Raw genomic sequence first — 18,863 nt, 5'->3', positions numbered from 1 at the left:
ATTGCAAGCTCGCTCCTGGACTGGATTATTTTTGCGGTTTTGCCCGAACCAGCCGCAAACCTGCAATCACCACGGCAAAGACCGCCAAACTGGCGTTGTAGAGCGCCAATGCCGGCAAGCCAAACAGCAACGCCAACACCGCCAGTGCATTGCCAACACGTCCCGGCACAAAAAAAGCCAGCACCGACGTCACCAACGCCGCCCAGCCCAACGCCCTGAAGTGAATCAACCAGCCAAGGTTTGAGCGCAACTGGCATTCCCAACGCCGGGCCTCAGCAACGCACGTTCCCACCCATTGCGGGTCCTCCATCAAGCCGTAACGCAGGCCATAACTGGCCGCCAGCCACAATGGCAAGGCAATGAGCAGCAAGATCCACGGCAAACGAGGGTGCATACAAAACTCCAATAGGCAAAAGCGGCGCCCAGCTTAATCGCCCTTTAGGGGTATGCAAGCCTTGCAATCAGATAACTGTTCACTAAAGTCATTCAACGTGTATCTTATGGTAGTTCATTGCCTGCTTTCTTCTGCCCGGGGGATGTATTTTGTGTCAGACAATGGCACTTCGACTGTAGCCCTGTGGTCATAGCCTGCGAATCATTTTCCGCACTTTATTAGGGATAGTCGTCATGCTTCGTTCTCTACCCTTTGCCGCCTTGCTGTGCGGCCTTATTTTGAGTGCGTCCGCACAAGCGGTCGATGTCGACCCCGCCACTTATGGCTACCCCCTGACCAACCCCTTCGAAGCCACAATTGCTACAACCCCGCCGGAAATGCGCCCACTGCTGCCCAGCGAAGATGACATCAACCAATCGGATTACACCCTCAAGCTGCGACCAGAGCGCGAGTTCACCTTGCCGGCCAACTTCTGGGCAGTGAAAAAGCTCACCTACCGAATCGCCAAGCAAGACCACGCGGCCCCGCTGATCTTCCTGATCGCCGGTACAGGGGCGCCCTACGACAGCAGCCTCAACGAGTTTTTGAAAAAGCTGTTCTATCAAGCCGGCTACCACGTTGTGCAATTGTCGTCGCCAACCAGCTATGACTTTATGAGCGCGGCTTCACGCTTTGCCACACCCGGTATCAGCCAATACGATGCCGAAGACTTGTATCACGTCATGCAAGCGGTTCGCGCCCAACAAGCCAATGTGCCGGTGACTGAGTACTACCTCGCGGGTTATAGCCTTGGCGCACTGGACGCGGCCTTCGTCAGCCACCTGGACGAAACCCGCAAAAGCTTCAACTTCAAGAAAGTCTTGATGCTTAACCCGCCGGTGAACCTGTATACGTCCATCAGCAACCTCGACAAGCTGGTACAAACGGAAGTTAAAGGCATCAATAGCAGCACCACGTTCTACGAGTTGGTACTGAACAAGCTCACCGAGTACTTCAAGCAGAAAGGCTACGTCGATCTCAATGGCGCGCTGGTCTACGACTTGCAAAACTCCAAAGAGCGTTTGACCAACGAACAGATGGCAATGCTGATTGGCACTATGTTCCGGTTTTCATCCGCCGACATCGTGTTCACTTCAGACCTGATCAACCGTCGCGGTCTGATCACGCCTCCCAACTACCCCATTACCGAAGGCACTAGCCTGACGCCATTCCTCAAGCGCTCACTGCTGTGCGACTTCGATTGCTACCTCACCGAGCAAGTCATACCGATGTGGCGCGCCCGCACCGATGGCGGCAGTTTGCTGCAACTGATCGACCAGGTAAGCCTGTATGCCTTGCAGGACTATTTGAAAAACAGCCCCAAAATTGCCGTTATGCACAATGCCGACGACATCATCCTGGGCCCTGGTGATTTGGGCTTCTTGCGCAAGACCTTCGGCAACCGCCTGACTGTCTACCCGTATGGTGGCCACTGCGGCAATCTCAACTACCGCGTTAACACCAAAGACATGCTGGAGTTCTTCCGTGGCTAAACATCTCGTGCTTCTCGCCGCCCTACTCAGTGTCGGCTACGCCCAGGCAGACGACAGCAAAGCCAACATCGAACCTACACACGACGTTGATGGCTTTACACAACCCCTAAAACTGTTGAAGTTCAATCCAGGCCTCGATCAGCGTGAATTTGAACGCGCCACCATGGGCGCGCTCAATGTGTACGACCCGCTGGAGTCGATTAACCGGCGCATTTACCACTTCAACTACCGCTTCGATCAGTGGGTATTCCTGCCAGTGGTCGATGGCTACCGGTACGTAACGCCCAGTTTTGTGCGCACTGGTGTCACCAACTTTTTTAATAACCTGGGCGATGTACCCAACCTGTTTAATAGCATGCTGCAGCTCAAGGGCGACCGCTCCTTGAAAACCACGGCACGCTTGCTGTTTAACACTACGCTGGGGGTTGGCGGGCTGTGGGATCCTGCTACCGCCATGGGCCTGCCGCGCCAGAGCGAAGACTTCGGGCAAACCCTGGGCTTTTATGGTGTACCGGACGGCCCCTATTTGATGCTGCCGATCCTGGGCCCATCAAACCTGCGCGACACCACGGGGCTGGTGGTCGACTACGGCGCCAATCGAGAAATCAACTTCCTCAACGTACCGCGCGAAAGCTCGCGCCACCCGGAAATCTGGCTGCTGCAAGCCATCGATAAACGCTACAACACCAGCTTCCGTTACGGGCAATTCGACTCGCCATTTGAATATGACAAATTGCGTTACATCTACACGGAAGCTAGAAAGTTGCAGATTACTGAATAAGCCGTAAAGCAAAAGGCAGGCGGGTAGGTGCGAATACTAATATTTCAATCCTGCCAGCCTTCCTACAGAATTGTCCGAGTAATTCCCACATATATTTATCCGAAATAAACACAGCCTTACAGCACATTCTCAATTTCTTGAAGAAATATCTTACATAGTCCTTCCTACAAGTTTGTTAGAGTGCACGCGCTCACCTTATCAAGGAACGAATGAGAACGTGCCATCATCCACTCTCCTCAATAAGCTTTATCATGAGCCAACCCGAGTGATTATTGCCGATGATCACCCTGTCGTATTGATTGGCACACGCATTTCCCTAAGCACATTAATCAACCCGACTACCTGCATCACCCACGAGGCATCCACCCCTGAGACACTTATTCAGCTATTAGAGCAGGAGCCCTGTGACCTGGTTGTTACCGACTTCTTTATGCCTTCAGAAAACTTTCCAGATGGATTAGCGCTGATTAGCTACATTCGCCGGAACTTTCCTCACGTAAAGTTGCTGGTCATGACCATGATGAAGAATCCAATGATTCTAAGGCAATTGCTCAAATTGGGCGTCACCTGCCTGCTTGACAAGCACTCCCCCGCTGAAGAATTTAAAACTGCAGTGCGGGCGGCAATTCAAGGTCGGTGTCACCTGAGCCCGAGCTTTGGCCTGGTATTGAGAAGCCCTAAAAAAGGCGAAATCATAAATAGCAGACTGTCGATCAAAGAGTTGGAGGTTGTGCGCCTATTTGCTCAGGACCTTTCAGGACGTGAAATTGCAAGACGCTTGAACCGCAGCGAAAAAACGATCAGCCGACAGAAACGTAGCGCCATGAATAAGTTGGACATCCAAAGCAACAGCCAACTCGCAGCATTTGGCCAAAGCTTTTAAAACCCGAACACCCTAAAGTCTACTCTATAAAAAAGGCGCCATTAACAATTAATGGCGCCGTAACACAAAGAGTACAGGCTTAAATCCAAACGCTTAGCAATTAAGGCGCAGCACTACTTACAGATATCAAGCGACTTAAGTCATCATATTTAAGAACTCTTCCACACTCATCGATAATGAGATTCCCATTCGCATCGTAGTCCAGAATCAATTCACGAGGAACTGCTGATGCGTGGGTATTTGTAACACGACTCAGTTGAACAGGATCGTCGTCATTCTCATAGTAGTAAGCGGCTGTATTTGACTCAAGGCCAAACGAGGTTCTGACGCGAGTGATATTATCCAAGTGATCAAATCGAAAAATCTGCTCATCGATAAGATTGCCATAGGGGTCTACGGGTTTCTGGCTACCCAGGCAGGTGTACTTGGTTAACCGAGCTCGTGCATCGTACTCATAGGCTTCATCACGTAGAACTTCGAGTACATTACCATCTATATCAAGGGCAGTGAGTTCACGTTGTACTAGGTTATCAACGGCATTATAACGCTGAACCAATTTCTGCTTGACGCCGTTCAGATCAAAAACGCGCTCTGTTTCACGTCCATACTCGTCATAGTGCAAGTTAATGCTAACCGCCAGCGAATTTGCTGAGTCAGTTGTGTCTGTGGTGGTTATGGTAGTCGTTTGACCCAACTCGTCGTACGAGAAAATCGATTCTGTGAGCCCTAGCTTGGTTGATACAATTCGCCCTCCGCGTTCAAAATCATAGTGGTAACTCTGAGTATTACCCAGCACATCGGTATAACCCAAGATCAATCCTTGCAAGCTGTAGTTATAAACCATCGAATGCACGCCCTGAGTTTCGGACTGTATATCTCCAGTGCTGAAGTATTTACGGGTCAAACTCAGTCCAGCCTCTGAACAAGAGTCAAGCCGCGCATTTTTAAGATCATAGGTATAGGTTGCCTCCTCTCCATTAGCGAATCTTTTCTCCGGCTCTTCACCCAATAGGGGATTGTAGCGATACTCAACCACTTGCCCCCCAGCCTTGGTAACCTTAGAAGGTTGGGTCTGCCCAGGTAGATACTCATAAGCTTGGCAGCGGCCTCCGGTAACCGATGAACACATGCGCCCAAGACCATCAAAAGTTTGAGCCCCCAACTCGATAGTATTAACGCTGATAGAGACAGGCAGATCTTGAGTACTGTGCGACGCATAACTGCGTACGACCACAGCCCCACCAGGTAAATCCGTTTGTACTACCCGCGCATAAGCATCATAGGTATAGAGGGTGACGTTAGATAAAGCATCAGTCTCTTTCGCTGTACGTCCAAGGCCGTCATATTCATAAAAATGAGTGCTGACCAATGCCGCAGCCAAATTCCATCGTTGCTCCTGCACGGGTTTTTCAAACTTATTGACTAGCGTGACAGACTTACCCGTTGCCTTGATCACTTCACCCGCGCTGTCGGTAAACTGCCGCCAACTGGTAGTAACGACCCCATCTTGCCAATCGGCTGTCCCACGCGGCTCAGTCACTTCATAGACTTCAACTTTATCCGGCCCCACAGTACAGAATTGCTGCCCCCAATCATCATAGCGAAAACTTGTGGTCATTGGCCTGTCAATATCGCCCTCCCAATCGACCACAGTTTCTTCAATCAATTGGTTCTGTGCGTTATACAGGGCAGTGTAAATCGGCCTTAATAAATCAGCCTTCAATTTACTATCAGCATTAATACGTAGTTCTCTGACAGGCCGGTTGAGCCCATCCATATACGTCACCGTCTTGACGTTTTTAACGTTGATAGCGGTCTGAGTTGCCTGATCCCCAGCCTTGGCACACAAGGTGTAACTATACTGACGTGTCGCTTCGGCATCTTTACCTGGTGCAACAGTTTCACTAAGTACCCGTTGCAAAGCATCGTACACATAAAGAATTTCTACACCATTATCATCCCGGGTCAGTAATTCTTGACCGGAAAACAAGGAGGTTTCATTGGTCACCGCCTTAGTGAACACATCCAAATCTGAGTGCTGTTGCACCACCGTGGTTAAAACAGTAAATGCCTCACTCTCGCCGGGAGCAGGTACAGGGCCTAAGTTATACTGATACGAAGTAGTCAGTGAATGACCATTTAGTGTTAGTACCTCAGAGGAGACCTTGCCGTGGCGCAAACTATCGGTGACAGCGTCAACATAGTGATACTGAGTGGTCTGCAAGGTCGTTGAAGCACCGTTTAGATCTTCTTGCAGCAACTCTGTATCCAGCACATGCCAGGGATAAATTGCGTCACTAACCGCCGCTAGAGTTTTATGTCGATAGGTAGTACTGAGCGTCGGCGCATGAGCAGCAGATGCGGGTGCTGGAATGATAACTTTCATTTTTAGATGCCGTACAAAGCCAGCTTGGTCAGGCGGGCACGCGTCCACTTCCCCCTCGACCGGATAGTAAACAGACTCCTCGGTTACACCATTGGCCTGCCTGTGCAGTGTTACATTGCCTTGGTTATCATATTCGCTGTACTCAGTTTCAGTACGCATCAATGACTCAGTACTCAAACGCCAAGTGGTGCTGACATTTTTTGGCAATTGGCAATAAGGTAATTGCTGACTGAAAGGTACATCGGGATCAACGTAATAAACGGTGAAAACTTCCTGAATGTTATTACCCTGCGTGGTGGATTCACTGATCAACAAGTGAAAACAGTTAAAACTGCGCTTGATGGTGCGCACGGCGCTACCCTCAACCATCAACAGCTCGACCGTTTCATAAACATAATCCGATGCTGCTTGATACAGATTATCAACCCCGGAGTCATTCCAAGTCACAGCACTGTCGCCCGCACCTAAAAAGTTCTTGGCTGAATAGGTGTAATGAGTCTCTACCGTCGCCTGACCAAATCCAGGAACAACAGTGTAACTAGAGACACGAGGCAACGTTGAGGGCGAAGCACCCACAGGTAACTGATGCCCACCCCATTCATAAGTAATGAACTCACTGCCACCCACAGGCGAGAAGGCCTCGGTGATAAACATCAGCGCTGTATTGATATCTTGCTTGTAAGTGAACCTCCATCTGGCACGCTCAGGGGTCGGCAGCACAATAGAATCAACGACACCGTTGGCGCCGAGCTCCAATTCGTACTTTGCGAGCGCCGCGCCTTGCTCACCGGCGAAAGGATATAACAACACTTCAATATTCGCATTGGCGTTGCGCTTGGCACTGAACACTGTATTTCCCAGCTCATCCTCAATACGCGTCAACATCAGTGGATAAGCAGTGTCTTCATAATAAAACGAGACACTACGACCCTCAACTGAATACAACCGTACTGGCAAAGCAATGCGTGACTCTGCGCGACCAAAGACTAGCAACTCTTCGATATTTCCGGATTTATGTACAATTCGATAACGCTCACCACCATCATCGTACAATTTGAAACTGAGGAGTTTTTGCTCCTCCATTTTGCAGAGTCCATCAGTGACTGAAGTGACTTTAAAGGTTTCGCCTGCCCCCAACGACACAATCGAACGTTTAGGATCAAACTCAGAACGTTGCAGACTCCAGCCCAAGCCCCAGCCAACGTCTTGGCTACTGAGCGGATTAAATGCTAATCCTATAGAGGGGGCAGGGCCTGCCAAATTGTTAGCCAACACCGTGGGTAAGTTGATGGCAACGGTGTACAGGCCAGTACGGGGATCTACTCCACTGTTCAAAAAACTAAGAAAGTTAAATGCGTTAGAATGCACTGCTGTGTTCGTAGCCATACGACTCTCCAAGCAATAGAAATTACACAAAAGTTGTATATATATTCCAGCACACCAAAACATTGATACCAATGAATGCTATGACGCACTGATAAATAAAGTGCCCGAGGACACTTTAATAGCTAACCATCAAAAACCAATTAGAGAGAGCGCACGATTTGCACACATGATAGTTTACCATCTATCTGCGCACCATTTTTATACCGTTTCTTCTCTAGCCTAAGGCCTGGCACAATCACTGCCTTATCATCAAAGGTAATGGTATTACTTATAGATACAAAATCTGTAGTCGTTTCGAATTTGATAGTTTTGAACAGGAAGTCAAAATTCTCTTGATCCCTTCCACAATTTGCATCATCGGTCATTAAAATGGTAGCTGCCGAAGGAACATGATGAAGCTTAAAAAAGTAAATATTATCGTTGGGGCACTTATTGGTTGACTCATTCGTAAAACCATAAGCACCCGTTACGAAGGGTATAACACATTTACTTTTTTGGTCTTTATCGAAAAACTCAATAGTTCCGTCCTCAGCAGTAACCTCCGGAACCTTCGCGGAACCCTCAGCGAGCGTGAGACCAGCACCGAAAAACGCTGCCAAGAAAGCAACAACTATTACAATTTTAGATGGGACATTCATTATAATTGCCTCTTGTTAAGAATCAAATATATAAAACACACGACCAACCTCACAGGAATTTTAACTCCATATTTTGTCGGTCATGAATCGACTCAGCAGGAAACCCTACTACACACTTATAGGTATTACCGTATTGATCAACAAATGCAATATTGATATCGCTATAAAGTCTATCGCGGGCCACAATATCCTCTTGTGCAACTAAAGCACCATATCGCACATCGTCAGTTCGATGCATACTAACAATAAAATCCCCTTCAGCTATAGCCTTCTCAAGAGGGAAAGTCGGCACAGTTTGTGTCAACATGATATTTTTCATCCAAGGGTCGACATATATATTACTGCTTTTTTCTTCACCTGATTCTACATCAGTCAATTTAGCGGGATTCCAGGCGTATCCGGAGAAACTAAACATAGTTTCTTCTAACAGTCTTGATTCCCAGCGTACCGTCGATTTGTGTCCAAAACCTGTAGCTGTTGGAAGGAAACTCAAGCGCGCCATCTTGCAATTGAAAAACTTTAACTCGTAATAATCAATCGTATTCAAGTGGAAATCATAATAATCACCGGGTTCCGGCTCAAGCTGCTCGTGTTGATTTATTGCCTTGGTTATTCCAGTTTTAAGCGTACCATCAGAAATCATTATTTTATCGAATGTGTAGTCTTTATTGACTATCAACCGAGGGGGATCTACAGGCGTGAGATTGACTTGACCGTTGATGGCATCGGAGGTATTTGAATAAAACGTTTCCTCATTATTCCCGCCAACAAATGAGAGATGGAATGTACCATTTTCCTTTGCCGGCATTGTCGTTTGTACATACAATTCAAAATTGGCAGTACTTTGTTCGCTCAGGGGCTCCGCTGAGGCTAAACCCAGCGCTGGAACTCCAGCCCCCGGAAAAAGATGATAGGCGTTGGCAATAGTCGTGGTTGCCCATGCGCCAACACCTGGTGAGATCCCCACCTGTCCTGGCGGCAATGGATTAACCTGCGCCCCCCCGGAAGTCACTAATCGCAGTGATTGCAATTCTAAACTTGAAGGCCGTTGCGGGTTATTATTAAGCACCGTAGTTTCTATACTGACAGCCAATTTAACCTGTTGTAAACCGTTACGATATACATAACCAGTCGGGCCTAAGTTGCCCGAGCTGTCCCGTACTTTTACAGTGAACTTTGCCAACTTTGTCCAGCCAGGCCCCTCTTCAAACTTATCGAACTCAATGGTGCTGTAACCCGTGAAAGTGAAAATACCCGAGGTCTTGACACACTTAACTAGCGTCACTGGATCTACCACTGGATCAGGAGCAGTAAATATACCTGATTGAGGGTTTTCGAATGCTCCCCCGCCTCGAATCACACTCCATGTAGTTGTATCCGCTGGAAAGTCATCCTCCACCGCAAAAGTAACAGTTTTACCTCTTGTCAGATGTGAGGTATGAGCAGGGCTTACCCCAAGAGACAAATAATTATTGAATAAAACTACCGTTGACTGGGCTGTTTCTTTAAGCGCTTCATCATAAACACTAATAACTTGAACCGTCTCGAAGGTTGCTTGCTCTGCAGTAGGAGGCGTATAAATGGCGGTATTTCCACTGCCCAACACCTCTAGTTTCCCCACCAAAGGTAACGACAGCGACCATGTCAATTTTGAGGTCGCACTAGTCGCAGCAAACAAGGTAACTGTCTTCGGGGTTAACTCAATAATTCGGCTACTGACCTGAGGCGCAATTACCATACGCTCAGCTGTAACCATGACAGCCGCTGACACCTTATAAAATACATCATCAAGAATAACCGTGCCGGTAATAACCACCCGTGCCGTATCGGCTTCAATATCATCCACGCCCATCGCGGTATAAATACCGTCTGAATTAATAGCACCATCCCCTTTCAGGGTATGACTATTCAGACTCTTAGCGGTCCATGTCACGCCCGATACGGCTGTACCATCGCTGCGTTTCACACTAAACGCTTGGGTCTGTCCCACCTTCAAGGTAGACAACAAAGGATGAATCACCAACTGCGTGGCCGAAGGATTCACATTACCGAAGTTAATATAATCAAACGGTTCAGCACTGTCTTTACTGAGGAAGCTATCTGCTCCAGGAACGAGCAAATTACTCAGTTGCTCGATGCTTTTATCATTGACATAATCACTCCACTTTTGCGTAACAACAACCGCAGCTGAATAAATATCCTGGCCCAATTCATCTTGATCATCCGGGATCAAGTATGGAAAACCAGAGCCTTCCCTCGGTAGATTGCCTATTTCTGTATCAGCGGCGACACGCACAAATACAACAACGCCACCATCTCCATAATTAGAGGCTGTTAAATTGTCCGCGCCAGGTGCACGCTGGGTAAGTATTGAAAACTCTTTGGGTGCAAGAGGGTCATAACTCCCCATGTCCAAGACCCCCAGCACAAACACCCGTTGAGTCTCTGGCAAGGAATTAAAAAAATCCTTGAAACCAGTCCCTAGTGGCACTTGGTCTAGAGCGTCAGGCAACAAATTACAGCTGAAGTCTACACCTTTGGACAAGTCCATCATTACAACGCCCAACTCCGATACACTACCCGTAATCATCGAGAGTTGGAGGCGCATGGTCACTTGATAACCATGCGACTCTCGAATTTTCAAACTGGTATTCACACGTGCGGCTTTTTCACCCGGCTGCATCAGTAATAAATTGCCAGAAACAATATTCAGAGTAACGGTTGCCATTGACTCGTCAAGTGATGCCGCCTGTTCGAAAGACAATAACGGTTTTCCAAGTACAACGGAGTCCAGCTTTACAGTTGCATTTGAACTGCTTGATAACGAAATTTCGCCTGCAAACCCAGGAAAAAAACTATTGCCCTCCATGCGGGATACATACTGCTGCTCTAACAATCGATTAAGCCTAGTCTTGTTAAAAACATTGACAGCCCCCCAACCAAACGTGACGGACTGGCCAGCCATTTGCTTTAGTATTTCTTCACGCGAGTTAATACCCATTACGGCACCTCATTCAAAAATTTAAAAAAATTTATCTGCCCTACACATCAAGGTGCAGCATAGGCAACCAGCGGCAAGGGTATTACGATAAAAGAGCTAAATGTAAAAGGCCCGCTTGCATATTTGCACTTTACTATTGCAAAAGTATCGCTATTATTTTCAGATTGGGTATAAAGACCCTTTGCATCAATCGTACCACTGCCCACGACTGTAAGTGTCGTGGCCGCTTCTGCGATTATATCAGCCCCCCCAGTCACCCATTCTAATTGCACCGTAGTGGCTGTTGAACTACCCTCGACCATCGCAGCGCCCGCATCCGCAGTGCGATTAACGATGACAGTGGCGACAACTTGATTGCCTGACTCATCTGTCACGCTAACACTATCGATATCATAAGGACTTGTTGAATCCGTATAGTTAGGCGTATAGACATTACTGTAGCCAATCTTATCTTGCAGTCCACCTTGCCCCGGGCCAATCAGCTCCCATGAAAGTGAAGCCCCACTCACATGATTGGCACTGAATGAGACGTTGTCGCCTTCAATTGGAGTCTTACCAATTGTTTTCACTGTTAGTAAAGGATTCACTGTAATGGTTTTTTTCAGCACACTGACTAATGCATAGCTGACATAATTGCCTTTTTTTGCAACTACGCGTTCGCGGATAAAGTCACCTTTAAAACCAGATAAATCAGGCGGTGTATACAGGCCAGTGCTGGTATCAATAGTTCCCTTTAACGTGCCGTCGCCAGAAACAGATTCAACTGACCATACCACATCTGTTACCGTGGCAGGCTCAACTCTAAACTGATGAGTGGTGCCAACAGGCATTATGTGTGCCATAGGTGTTATTTCGTAAGCTGAAAATGAATGGCCCACTGTACCTTGCATGACCAGATCGTTAGGCAGGCTACAACTGTTCAGGCTGACGGAATCTTCATTTCTGAAAAGTATACTCTCAAGAACGAACGTGTTCAGTTCTGGCAAACCAGCGAGGGCATTGTGGGTTGCAGCTTTAATCTTACCGATCATCTCTGGCACGTATTCACTTTTGTACTTAATACACAGCCTGTTCATAACGTCATTAAGCGCGTCAGTGGCGGCGGGTATGCTAGTGCACTTAATTGTCTCGGATCGGCTAGGCTCATTATCCATGACCGAGCTAACTTCCAAACCACTGCCATCGGCCTTAACTTTATAAGATGCCTTTGATGACCCCGCCCAAGTTTGAGCTAAAGTCCCAACCCATTGTGAACCCCAGTTATTAAAATAACCTGCTGAAATATCAACTGTATTCTGGCCACTCCAAGCAGCTGTAATGTACTCGCCCGCCGCAGTCACCTTTAGTTGATTACCTTCACCTGCAAACTCCAAGGTTTGGTAAGCAATGGTCACCGGCAATGTGGCCCCTTCACTCTCAGTTACATAGTTGTAGCTTTTGTGTTGCACATCAGCACTTCCACTTAGCGTTTTAAGTACATAGTCATTCTCTTCTTTAACAGCGGTACTGGTCATCGAAGAATAAAACGACGAGAGTTGCGGGTGTACCACTTTTTCAAGCAGTGTTTTTTGCCCTAACATAATAATTGCAGAGTCTCTGCTCGTCAGGTAGGGAAAATCAGCTGGGAGTGCTGTCCCGACAAGGTCTCCCTGCATCGCTACCAGCACCAACAACTCGCCGTCGGCAATACCTGTAGAACCAGGAAGTTGACGAACATAAAGTACTATCGACGCAGGCTTAAGGTACTGATTCTTACTTTTGTCAATCGTACTCAAGACCCAGACTTTTTGATCCAGAGGTAGTTTTTCTTTAAAGTAGGCCTGAATCGCTTTACCTACATCTTCCTGATCCATACTATGTTCATTAACATCAACTGTGAAACCGGTTCCTTCACTAATATCAAAAACCACCTGGTCTTTGTCATTTACCGCACCTTTCCTGGCCATCAGGTCAAGTGTCATGGTTAACACTTGGCCGTCCAGCGGGTCCAGTACACTAATCGACGTGACAATCCCCTTGGCTGCGACAGTTTTATATGAACCGGCAATGATCGGCAGCCGAAGCTTACAACGCGGATCATTACTGACATCTCCATCCGTATGATTTTCGAAGGACATGAGTGGCGCATCAAACTCATATCCAGATAGCTGCTTCGTCTCTGCCCCTCCTGACACCGAAAGACTGATAGGTAGCGCAACGCTTGCCGAATTGAAGCGCTGAATGTACTCCTGCTTTAACACTTTATTGGCTGATTGACGGTCATACGCCAAAATAGCACCCCAACCATAGGTTCTTGACCCTTCAGCAAGCCACTGATTAAGTTTTAAAGTATCATTCACTACTGGCACAGTTTTAGTTAACTTGCTCAACGCCCTGAATTCTTTTGACATATTGCACCTCAGTGTTTTTAATTGCCATTGTGACTTTGGTTAAGCAACCAATTTAAATTCAACAGTCGGGAAAGTTTGATAGCTCTCCCCACCATCGAAACTGACACTGGTTTTAATCGAAAATATTTCACCCAACGTCAACCCATTGAGGTAACTCAACGGTAAGATCACATCAAACTTCCCGAGCTGAGCCTCAGCCAGCACTACTTTTCGGCTGCGGCATAAATCATAGTTTTCACCCGCATCACTTACTCCGCCATTAGCCCCAATGGTGACTAATTGATCTGCTGCCATGAATTTCCACTTATCCAGATAAAACGGGGCACCGCTACTTGGCACTTTCGCCCGTGAAATCTCTGTTACTGCGCCCTCCAACGCACATTTCAAACGTGTGTATTGGTTGACGGGCAATTTATTAATCTCAATATTGAAGGGGGCTGAATAGTAAATTTCCTTATCATCCACCGGGTGCTCAGGTACGACGCTATACACGACATCTATTCGCTTACCCATATAGACCGGAATAAACTCCAACGGAACTTTGAATTCTCGTGGATTACTTTCTAGTGCCGCCCCCGTGTAAGCTGCACTCCCATCTACAAAAGCCCATTCAACGTGTACCGTATCGCCCGCCTCAATAATTGCAGCATCCGGGACTATCACACTCGCCCCGCGCACTGCCCCCTCCATTGCATCATACATAAACTGATCTTCATCATCCGGATAGGCTGTTTTAACCATTGGCGCAATTAAACTTCGCGTTTGGCGAACTTGGAACTCTAATACATTAGAAGTTCTCGATAGCTTCTGACGGCCCCACTGATAAAATAGTTGGATCGTCTGCCAGTTGTTAGCCTTTAACCAATTAGCGTCAAACACACACTCCACTCTGCCACTGTCTAGGTTCGATGGGTCAACGCGCAGTGTTTTTAATGCACTTAATGTCTGCACAGTGCTCATTCCGTACACTCGAATGTCATCTCCTATTCGGGCCCCTTCGTACAAAGGGATACGTACAGTAATACCGTTGGGGTACTTATCCGGGTTAACGTCCGCGCCACTAAAACTATCAAATATAGGCGCTTCCAGTTTTGGCTCTACAGCAGGAATGATCTCATAGCGTTGTCGGCTTGCAATTGAAGTTAAACCACTGTCATTCGGCGCATAGTCAATTGTGTAATCCAGGTAGCCAAAGCCATTTTCGATAAAGTCAAATAAAGACTTCTCAATAATCCATGACAGCGGTTTACCAATATCGTTGCTTTGCAGAATATATTGATAAGTATCCGAGTCACCCGGATCACTCGGGTCGCCCGGATCGCTGCCCTGCATATACCCAGACCAAGAAAAAGTAACTTTGTCTCCTACGGCCATTGCTTGATAGGGCAGTACGCTGACACTGGCCCCCTCCCCAGGAAGCTCATCAATATTGATACACAGTGCATGAGACTGCGTAATATGAGCGGCCGGAAGTAACTGTGCAGGACGTTTACCGATATAAATCATTAAACGTCTGGACTCTGCACTTATTGTCGTTTCGCCCTTGAGTCTTACTGCATAAGAATAAAAAGCCCAGCCCTGATCCAGTGGCGCAATTGCAATGTTAGGTAGATTGACCAGCATCCCCTTGGCCAGCTCGGCTTCTGATCCTGAAACGTCAACAGGGGAATCAATAAAATCGATGACCTCACCGCTTTCACTGCACCCACGCCAATTCGGATAAAGTGTATCGCCTTCTATAATACCGTCGTATTTGATATAGGTCAGAAGGGGGCCTGAACCCAACTCCTCCAAATCCAAAACTTTTTCGGCATCTAAACTTTCAATGATAGGTAGCGGAAATGTATCAGCCACGACAATTACTCCACAGAGGCATTTAATAAGCAGACACTTAACGCCAGTGTCCCCAGCTTGAGCCTGACGATTTTTTTCAGGTTACGCTCTAAATCATCATGCGCCTACTAGCTAATCTGATAGGTTCGCGCCGCGGTTACAGCTGTTAGTCTTGGCTTATACGCTCACGTATTCACCTTGCTACCAGGTTTATTTTGTACATGATTACCGGCCTTTTTAATTTCGTGAGCTCATCGCTCTGAGGTCAGCGTTGCCTATCGTTAACCATAATAACCATTCACTTATTGCCCACTCTTTAAGAAGAGACCCAGACTCATGACCACTCCAACTGCGGTGCACTCCAATGCTTTCAATTTTCTAGGTGCCCTACAAAGCGGCGTTGATCAACGCACGGGGCAATACACCCTGTCGATCAATTTGCCAGAGATTAAAAGCAACTCTCTCAACGGCCCCAGTATCCCGCTGGTATTGAGCTTTAGCCCCATTAGCCGTATCGATCGAGGCTTTGGTTATGGCTGGAATTTATATCTCACGCATTTTGATATAAGCACTCAAATTATTTCACTACGCTCCGGTGAAACCTTCAAAGTCACTGAATGGGACAGCATTACCTCACGCGCAATTATCCCCGAGCAGCGTCTTGATACGTTTCATTTATACGATGAGGGTAATAATCAATATCGCGTCATGCATCTTTCAGGAGAGATGGAAATCCTGGTTAATCAGGGCACTGTCGCGATGCCTGAAGAATTTTATTCTGCACAAGGTCATAAAATCACTTTGGCCTATACGGACTTTCAAGGTGAGCATTTTTTAAATGCTATTACCGACTCTGACGATTTGCCGATATTGTCTATAGAACGCGACCCCAATGATGACTTCGTGCACATCGACATATACCCATTTTCCGGAGGACAGGGGCAGCCGATTGCGCGCTATAGCTTGGAGCTAACGGGCGTCGATAATCACGTCACTAAAATCCACTTGCCTTCTGACGATTTGGCTTCTTGGGCATTTGAATATAGACAGGTTTTTGAATGCCTGTGTCTGGAAAAAGTCACCACGCCAACCGGGGGGCATGAAGCCATTACTTATGACAGTCAAGGTCATTTGCACCCAGCATCCGGCACCAGCCCGCTGCCACGTGTTGCTACCCATGTGGTGTTTCCATTGTTTGATCAACCGCCGATCGAGAACCACTATAGCTACAGCGACGAGAACTTTATGGGCTATGGCGCAGGCGGCTTTGACTGGGATGACGATGGCCTTGATAACCTATTCAAGGTGAATAGCGATTACACCTATCACAGTACCGAATCATTGATTGTTGAGGGTAAGGCCGAACGAATAATAGAACGCAGGTTTAATCGTTATCATTTGTTGAGCCATGAAGTCACCACACAAAATGATCATGTTCACCGTGTCATCAATGAGTACCCACTTTATAGTGGTCAATCTTTTTACCAGCAAATGCCATACTGCCAAATGCCGATCAAAGTTAAAAGCACCTGGTATTTGGCTAATGATATAAATCAACTGCGTAGCGCATCAACCTCTACAACCTATTCTCACCGAGGAAACGTGTTGAGCCATACCACAGAAGAAGGGATGGTGGAGCTTTACACTTACTACAGCGCAAAAGGTGAAGACTCTGACGGCTACTTCTGCCCTCCCGACCCAGAAGGCTTTGTGTACCGAGTACGTGATAAGAAAGTTATTCCGGCTCCCACTTCAACCGGCGAACCTGCAAACGCCTTGCTCACACGTTATTCTTATATGGCATTACCCTCTCTGGCTAGAGAGCGCGTCGACACTTTCTGTGTGCAGGAGAGCGAAACTCTCTTCGAAATCAAAGATGAACTCATTTTTGAACTGCAGAACAAGGTGGTGAGTTATTTTGATCTCCCGCAAGATCCACTGCTGCATGGTCGCATCCAACAGGAAGCCTTAACACTCAACAACAACACCACGACTACTGAATACACGTACACGCGCCTTGACGACTTGTCAGTGTTGGAGATCACGGAAACTATCAAGAGTGAGTTAGACCCAAAAACTCCGTTGAGTAAAACGCTGTTGAGGCAAGTATCCCTCTATACCGGCCTGCTGCAATACACGCTGGAAGGCGATGTTGCCCTACAGTACAGCTATGACGCGCTGGACAGGCTCATTCGACAAACTGTTGCTCCCGGCACTGATGTCGAAACCTCACTGTCCTATGCCTATGCACTCAGTGTAGAAGGCACCCAAGCCAAGCAAGTTGTGACAAATGCAGATGGCATTGAGACTCATACGTATGTTGATGGACTTAATCGCGCCGTTCGTACAACCCTGATTGATCCCGGCAGCCCACTAACTGTAGAGCGCCAAGTGTATTCCGCGCTTTACGACGTACGAGGCAATCTGGTCAGGGAAACCGAACATGACTGGATTGATGATGAGGAACGCTTATCCAGCAGTTTGATCGACTATGACGATTGGGGTCAGCAATTTTGTGTCACTGCGGCCGATGGCGTACAGACAGTCGAATATAACGACCCGATTGGTATTTCTGTAGGCACGCCTCCTGTCAAGCGGGCTACACAGACCCTCTACACCCAAAACAAAACAACGCCACAGCTAATCAGCGGCCTGACAATCAGCGTATTCAATGCATTCAAAAAACCGATAAAAACTGAAATATACACTGCCAACCGCACGCTAATGTCGGTCGATACTTATACATATGACGGTTTTGGACGCTGTATTGAGACAACCGACACGGCCAAACTCACTACGCGCTTTACTTACGATGCATGGTCCCGTCTGACAAGCACAACATTGCCCGATCTTACCCGAGTCAGCAGCGAATATGCCTCACACAGTAGCGGCGAGCTACGTGTTGCCACGCGCGTTCAACCCAATAATCACTTGCTTAAAGAGTACCTCGCGGGTGAACAGCAGTTTGATGGATTTGCACGACTCACCCAAATGACAACCGGTAAACGTAGCGAGCTTTATGACTATGTCGACGGGCAAAATCTGATCAGTCGCCTGACCAAAGCCAGTGGGACGCCCATTGACTATACCTATGACCTTAGACTTACCACTCAGGCGAAAACCACAGACGTCGCAGGCGAGGAGCTGTCCACCTTCAAATATAACGCTGTTAATGCATTGATGAGCTCAGCCGTCAACCCTGAAGGTAGATTGACCTACCTCTACAATAGTCATAAACAAATGATCAGTGAAACACGCACTGATAACAGTGGGACAACTTGGGAAACGCAATTTACCTATTCATTACAAGGTCTGCCCCTTAGCAAAACCGAATACAACGGCATGCGCAGAATCTACGAATATGATGACAACGCGCGTCTTTTACGCGTACAACAGTCTGAAGACGATGAGGATAAAGCGCTGAGTGTGAGCTTTGCTTACAACAGCCTGGGCCAGTTATCGCAGACGATAACGAGTGACCGTGCAGCCGCCCCCTATTAACAGTTGAGATTGGGTATAACGATCAAGGACAGGAAGTGCTGCGCTCACAAACCTTGAACAGGGCGGTCTCAAGGAGCAAGTGCAACACCTCATGTAAGGTGTTGCCATGTCTACCCAATACAACCACCTGAGTACCGA

At 47.5% G+C, this 18,863-nt stretch carries 10 protein-coding genes; 4 read left to right on the top strand and 6 right to left on the bottom strand.

Annotated elements, in window-relative coordinates; all coding sequences use genetic code 11:
• Positions 1-25: 25 nt before the first annotated feature.
• Positions 26-394 carry a hypothetical protein gene (locus GHO41_RS16475; RefSeq protein ID WP_153390261.1) on the bottom strand — a complete coding sequence of 123 codons (369 nt, stop codon included), beginning with the start codon at positions 392-394 and terminating at the stop codon, positions 26-28.
• A gap of 233 nt (positions 395-627) precedes the next feature.
• Between GHO41_RS16475 and GHO41_RS16470 the strand changes: the two genes are divergently transcribed.
• The 3 genes from GHO41_RS16470 to GHO41_RS16460 all read left to right on the top strand — a co-directional run bounded on the left by GHO41_RS16470 (position 628) and on the right by GHO41_RS16460 (position 3,590).
• Positions 628-1,926, top strand: coding sequence for a serine/threonine protein kinase (locus GHO41_RS16470; RefSeq protein ID WP_048368585.1), 1,299 nt, complete (start codon positions 628-630; stop codon positions 1,924-1,926).
• Positions 1,919-2,707 (top strand): VacJ family lipoprotein, encoded by a 789-nt coding sequence (locus GHO41_RS16465; RefSeq protein WP_178110016.1) that lies wholly within the window; start codon positions 1,919-1,921, stop codon positions 2,705-2,707. The genes GHO41_RS16470 and GHO41_RS16465 overlap by 8 nt, the downstream gene beginning before the upstream one ends.
• Before the next feature lie 217 nt (positions 2,708-2,924).
• Entirely contained in the window at positions 2,925-3,590 is a 666-nt protein-coding gene (locus GHO41_RS16460) for a response regulator transcription factor (protein ID WP_178110015.1), read from the top strand.
• A gap of 100 nt (positions 3,591-3,690) precedes the next feature.
• Here GHO41_RS16460 and GHO41_RS16455 read toward each other — a convergent pair whose 3' ends face one another.
• The 5 genes from GHO41_RS16455 to GHO41_RS16435 form a co-directional block, all read right to left on the bottom strand.
• On the bottom strand, positions 3,691-7,362 hold the full coding sequence (locus GHO41_RS16455; RefSeq protein WP_178110014.1) for an RHS repeat protein: 3,672 nt from the start codon (positions 7,360-7,362) through the stop codon (positions 3,691-3,693).
• A 140-nt stretch (positions 7,363-7,502) separates the two neighbouring features.
• Positions 7,503-8,000: a hypothetical protein gene (locus GHO41_RS16450; RefSeq protein WP_048368588.1), complete on the bottom strand. Its 498-nt coding sequence runs from the start codon at positions 7,998-8,000 to the stop codon at positions 7,503-7,505.
• A gap of 49 nt (positions 8,001-8,049) precedes the next feature.
• Entirely contained in the window at positions 8,050-11,001 is a 2,952-nt protein-coding gene (locus GHO41_RS16445) for a hypothetical protein (protein ID WP_153434158.1), read from the bottom strand.
• A gap of 47 nt (positions 11,002-11,048) precedes the next feature.
• Positions 11,049-13,391 carry a hypothetical protein gene (locus GHO41_RS16440; protein WP_153434157.1) on the bottom strand — a complete coding sequence of 781 codons (2,343 nt, stop codon included), beginning with the start codon at positions 13,389-13,391 and terminating at the stop codon, positions 11,049-11,051.
• 39 nt (positions 13,392-13,430) lie between these two features.
• A complete protein-coding gene (locus tag GHO41_RS16435; RefSeq protein WP_153434156.1) occupies positions 13,431-15,245 on the bottom strand; it encodes a hypothetical protein in 1,815 nt (604 codons plus the stop codon).
• A gap of 315 nt (positions 15,246-15,560) precedes the next feature.
• Here GHO41_RS16435 and GHO41_RS16430 point away from each other — a divergent pair, with 315 nt between their 5' ends.
• Complete coding sequence (locus GHO41_RS16430; RefSeq protein WP_153434155.1) at positions 15,561-18,725, top strand: RHS repeat domain-containing protein; 3,165 nt, start codon at positions 15,561-15,563, stop codon at positions 18,723-18,725.
• Positions 18,726-18,863 lie beyond the last annotated feature (138 nt).

It is taken from the genome of Pseudomonas sp. FSL R10-0399, from assembly GCF_009600165.1.
In the GTDB taxonomy this organism is placed as follows: Bacteria; Pseudomonadota; Gammaproteobacteria; order Pseudomonadales; family Pseudomonadaceae; genus Aquipseudomonas; species Aquipseudomonas helleri.
The sequence above is the reverse complement of the archived record's forward strand: the minus strand, read 5'-3'. Positions and strand labels throughout refer to the sequence as shown.

Coding starts and splice junctions, on each gene's coding strand:
- GHO41_RS16475 (WP_153390261.1), bottom strand. CDS start 394: ATGCACCCTCGTTTGCCGTGGATCTTGCTGCTCATTGCCTTGCCATTG.
- GHO41_RS16470 (WP_048368585.1), top strand. CDS start 628: ATGCTTCGTTCTCTACCCTTTGCCGCCTTGCTGTGCGGCCTTATTTTG.
- GHO41_RS16455 (WP_178110014.1), bottom strand. CDS start 7,362: ATGGCTACGAACACAGCAGTGCATTCTAACGCATTTAACTTTCTTAGT.
- GHO41_RS16450 (WP_048368588.1), bottom strand. CDS start 8,000: ATGAATGTCCCATCTAAAATTGTAATAGTTGTTGCTTTCTTGGCAGCG.
- GHO41_RS16445 (WP_153434158.1), bottom strand. CDS start 11,001: ATGGGTATTAACTCGCGTGAAGAAATACTAAAGCAAATGGCTGGCCAG.
- GHO41_RS16440 (WP_153434157.1), bottom strand. CDS start 13,391: ATGTCAAAAGAATTCAGGGCGTTGAGCAAGTTAACTAAAACTGTGCCA.
- GHO41_RS16430 (WP_153434155.1), top strand. CDS start 15,561: ATGACCACTCCAACTGCGGTGCACTCCAATGCTTTCAATTTTCTAGGT.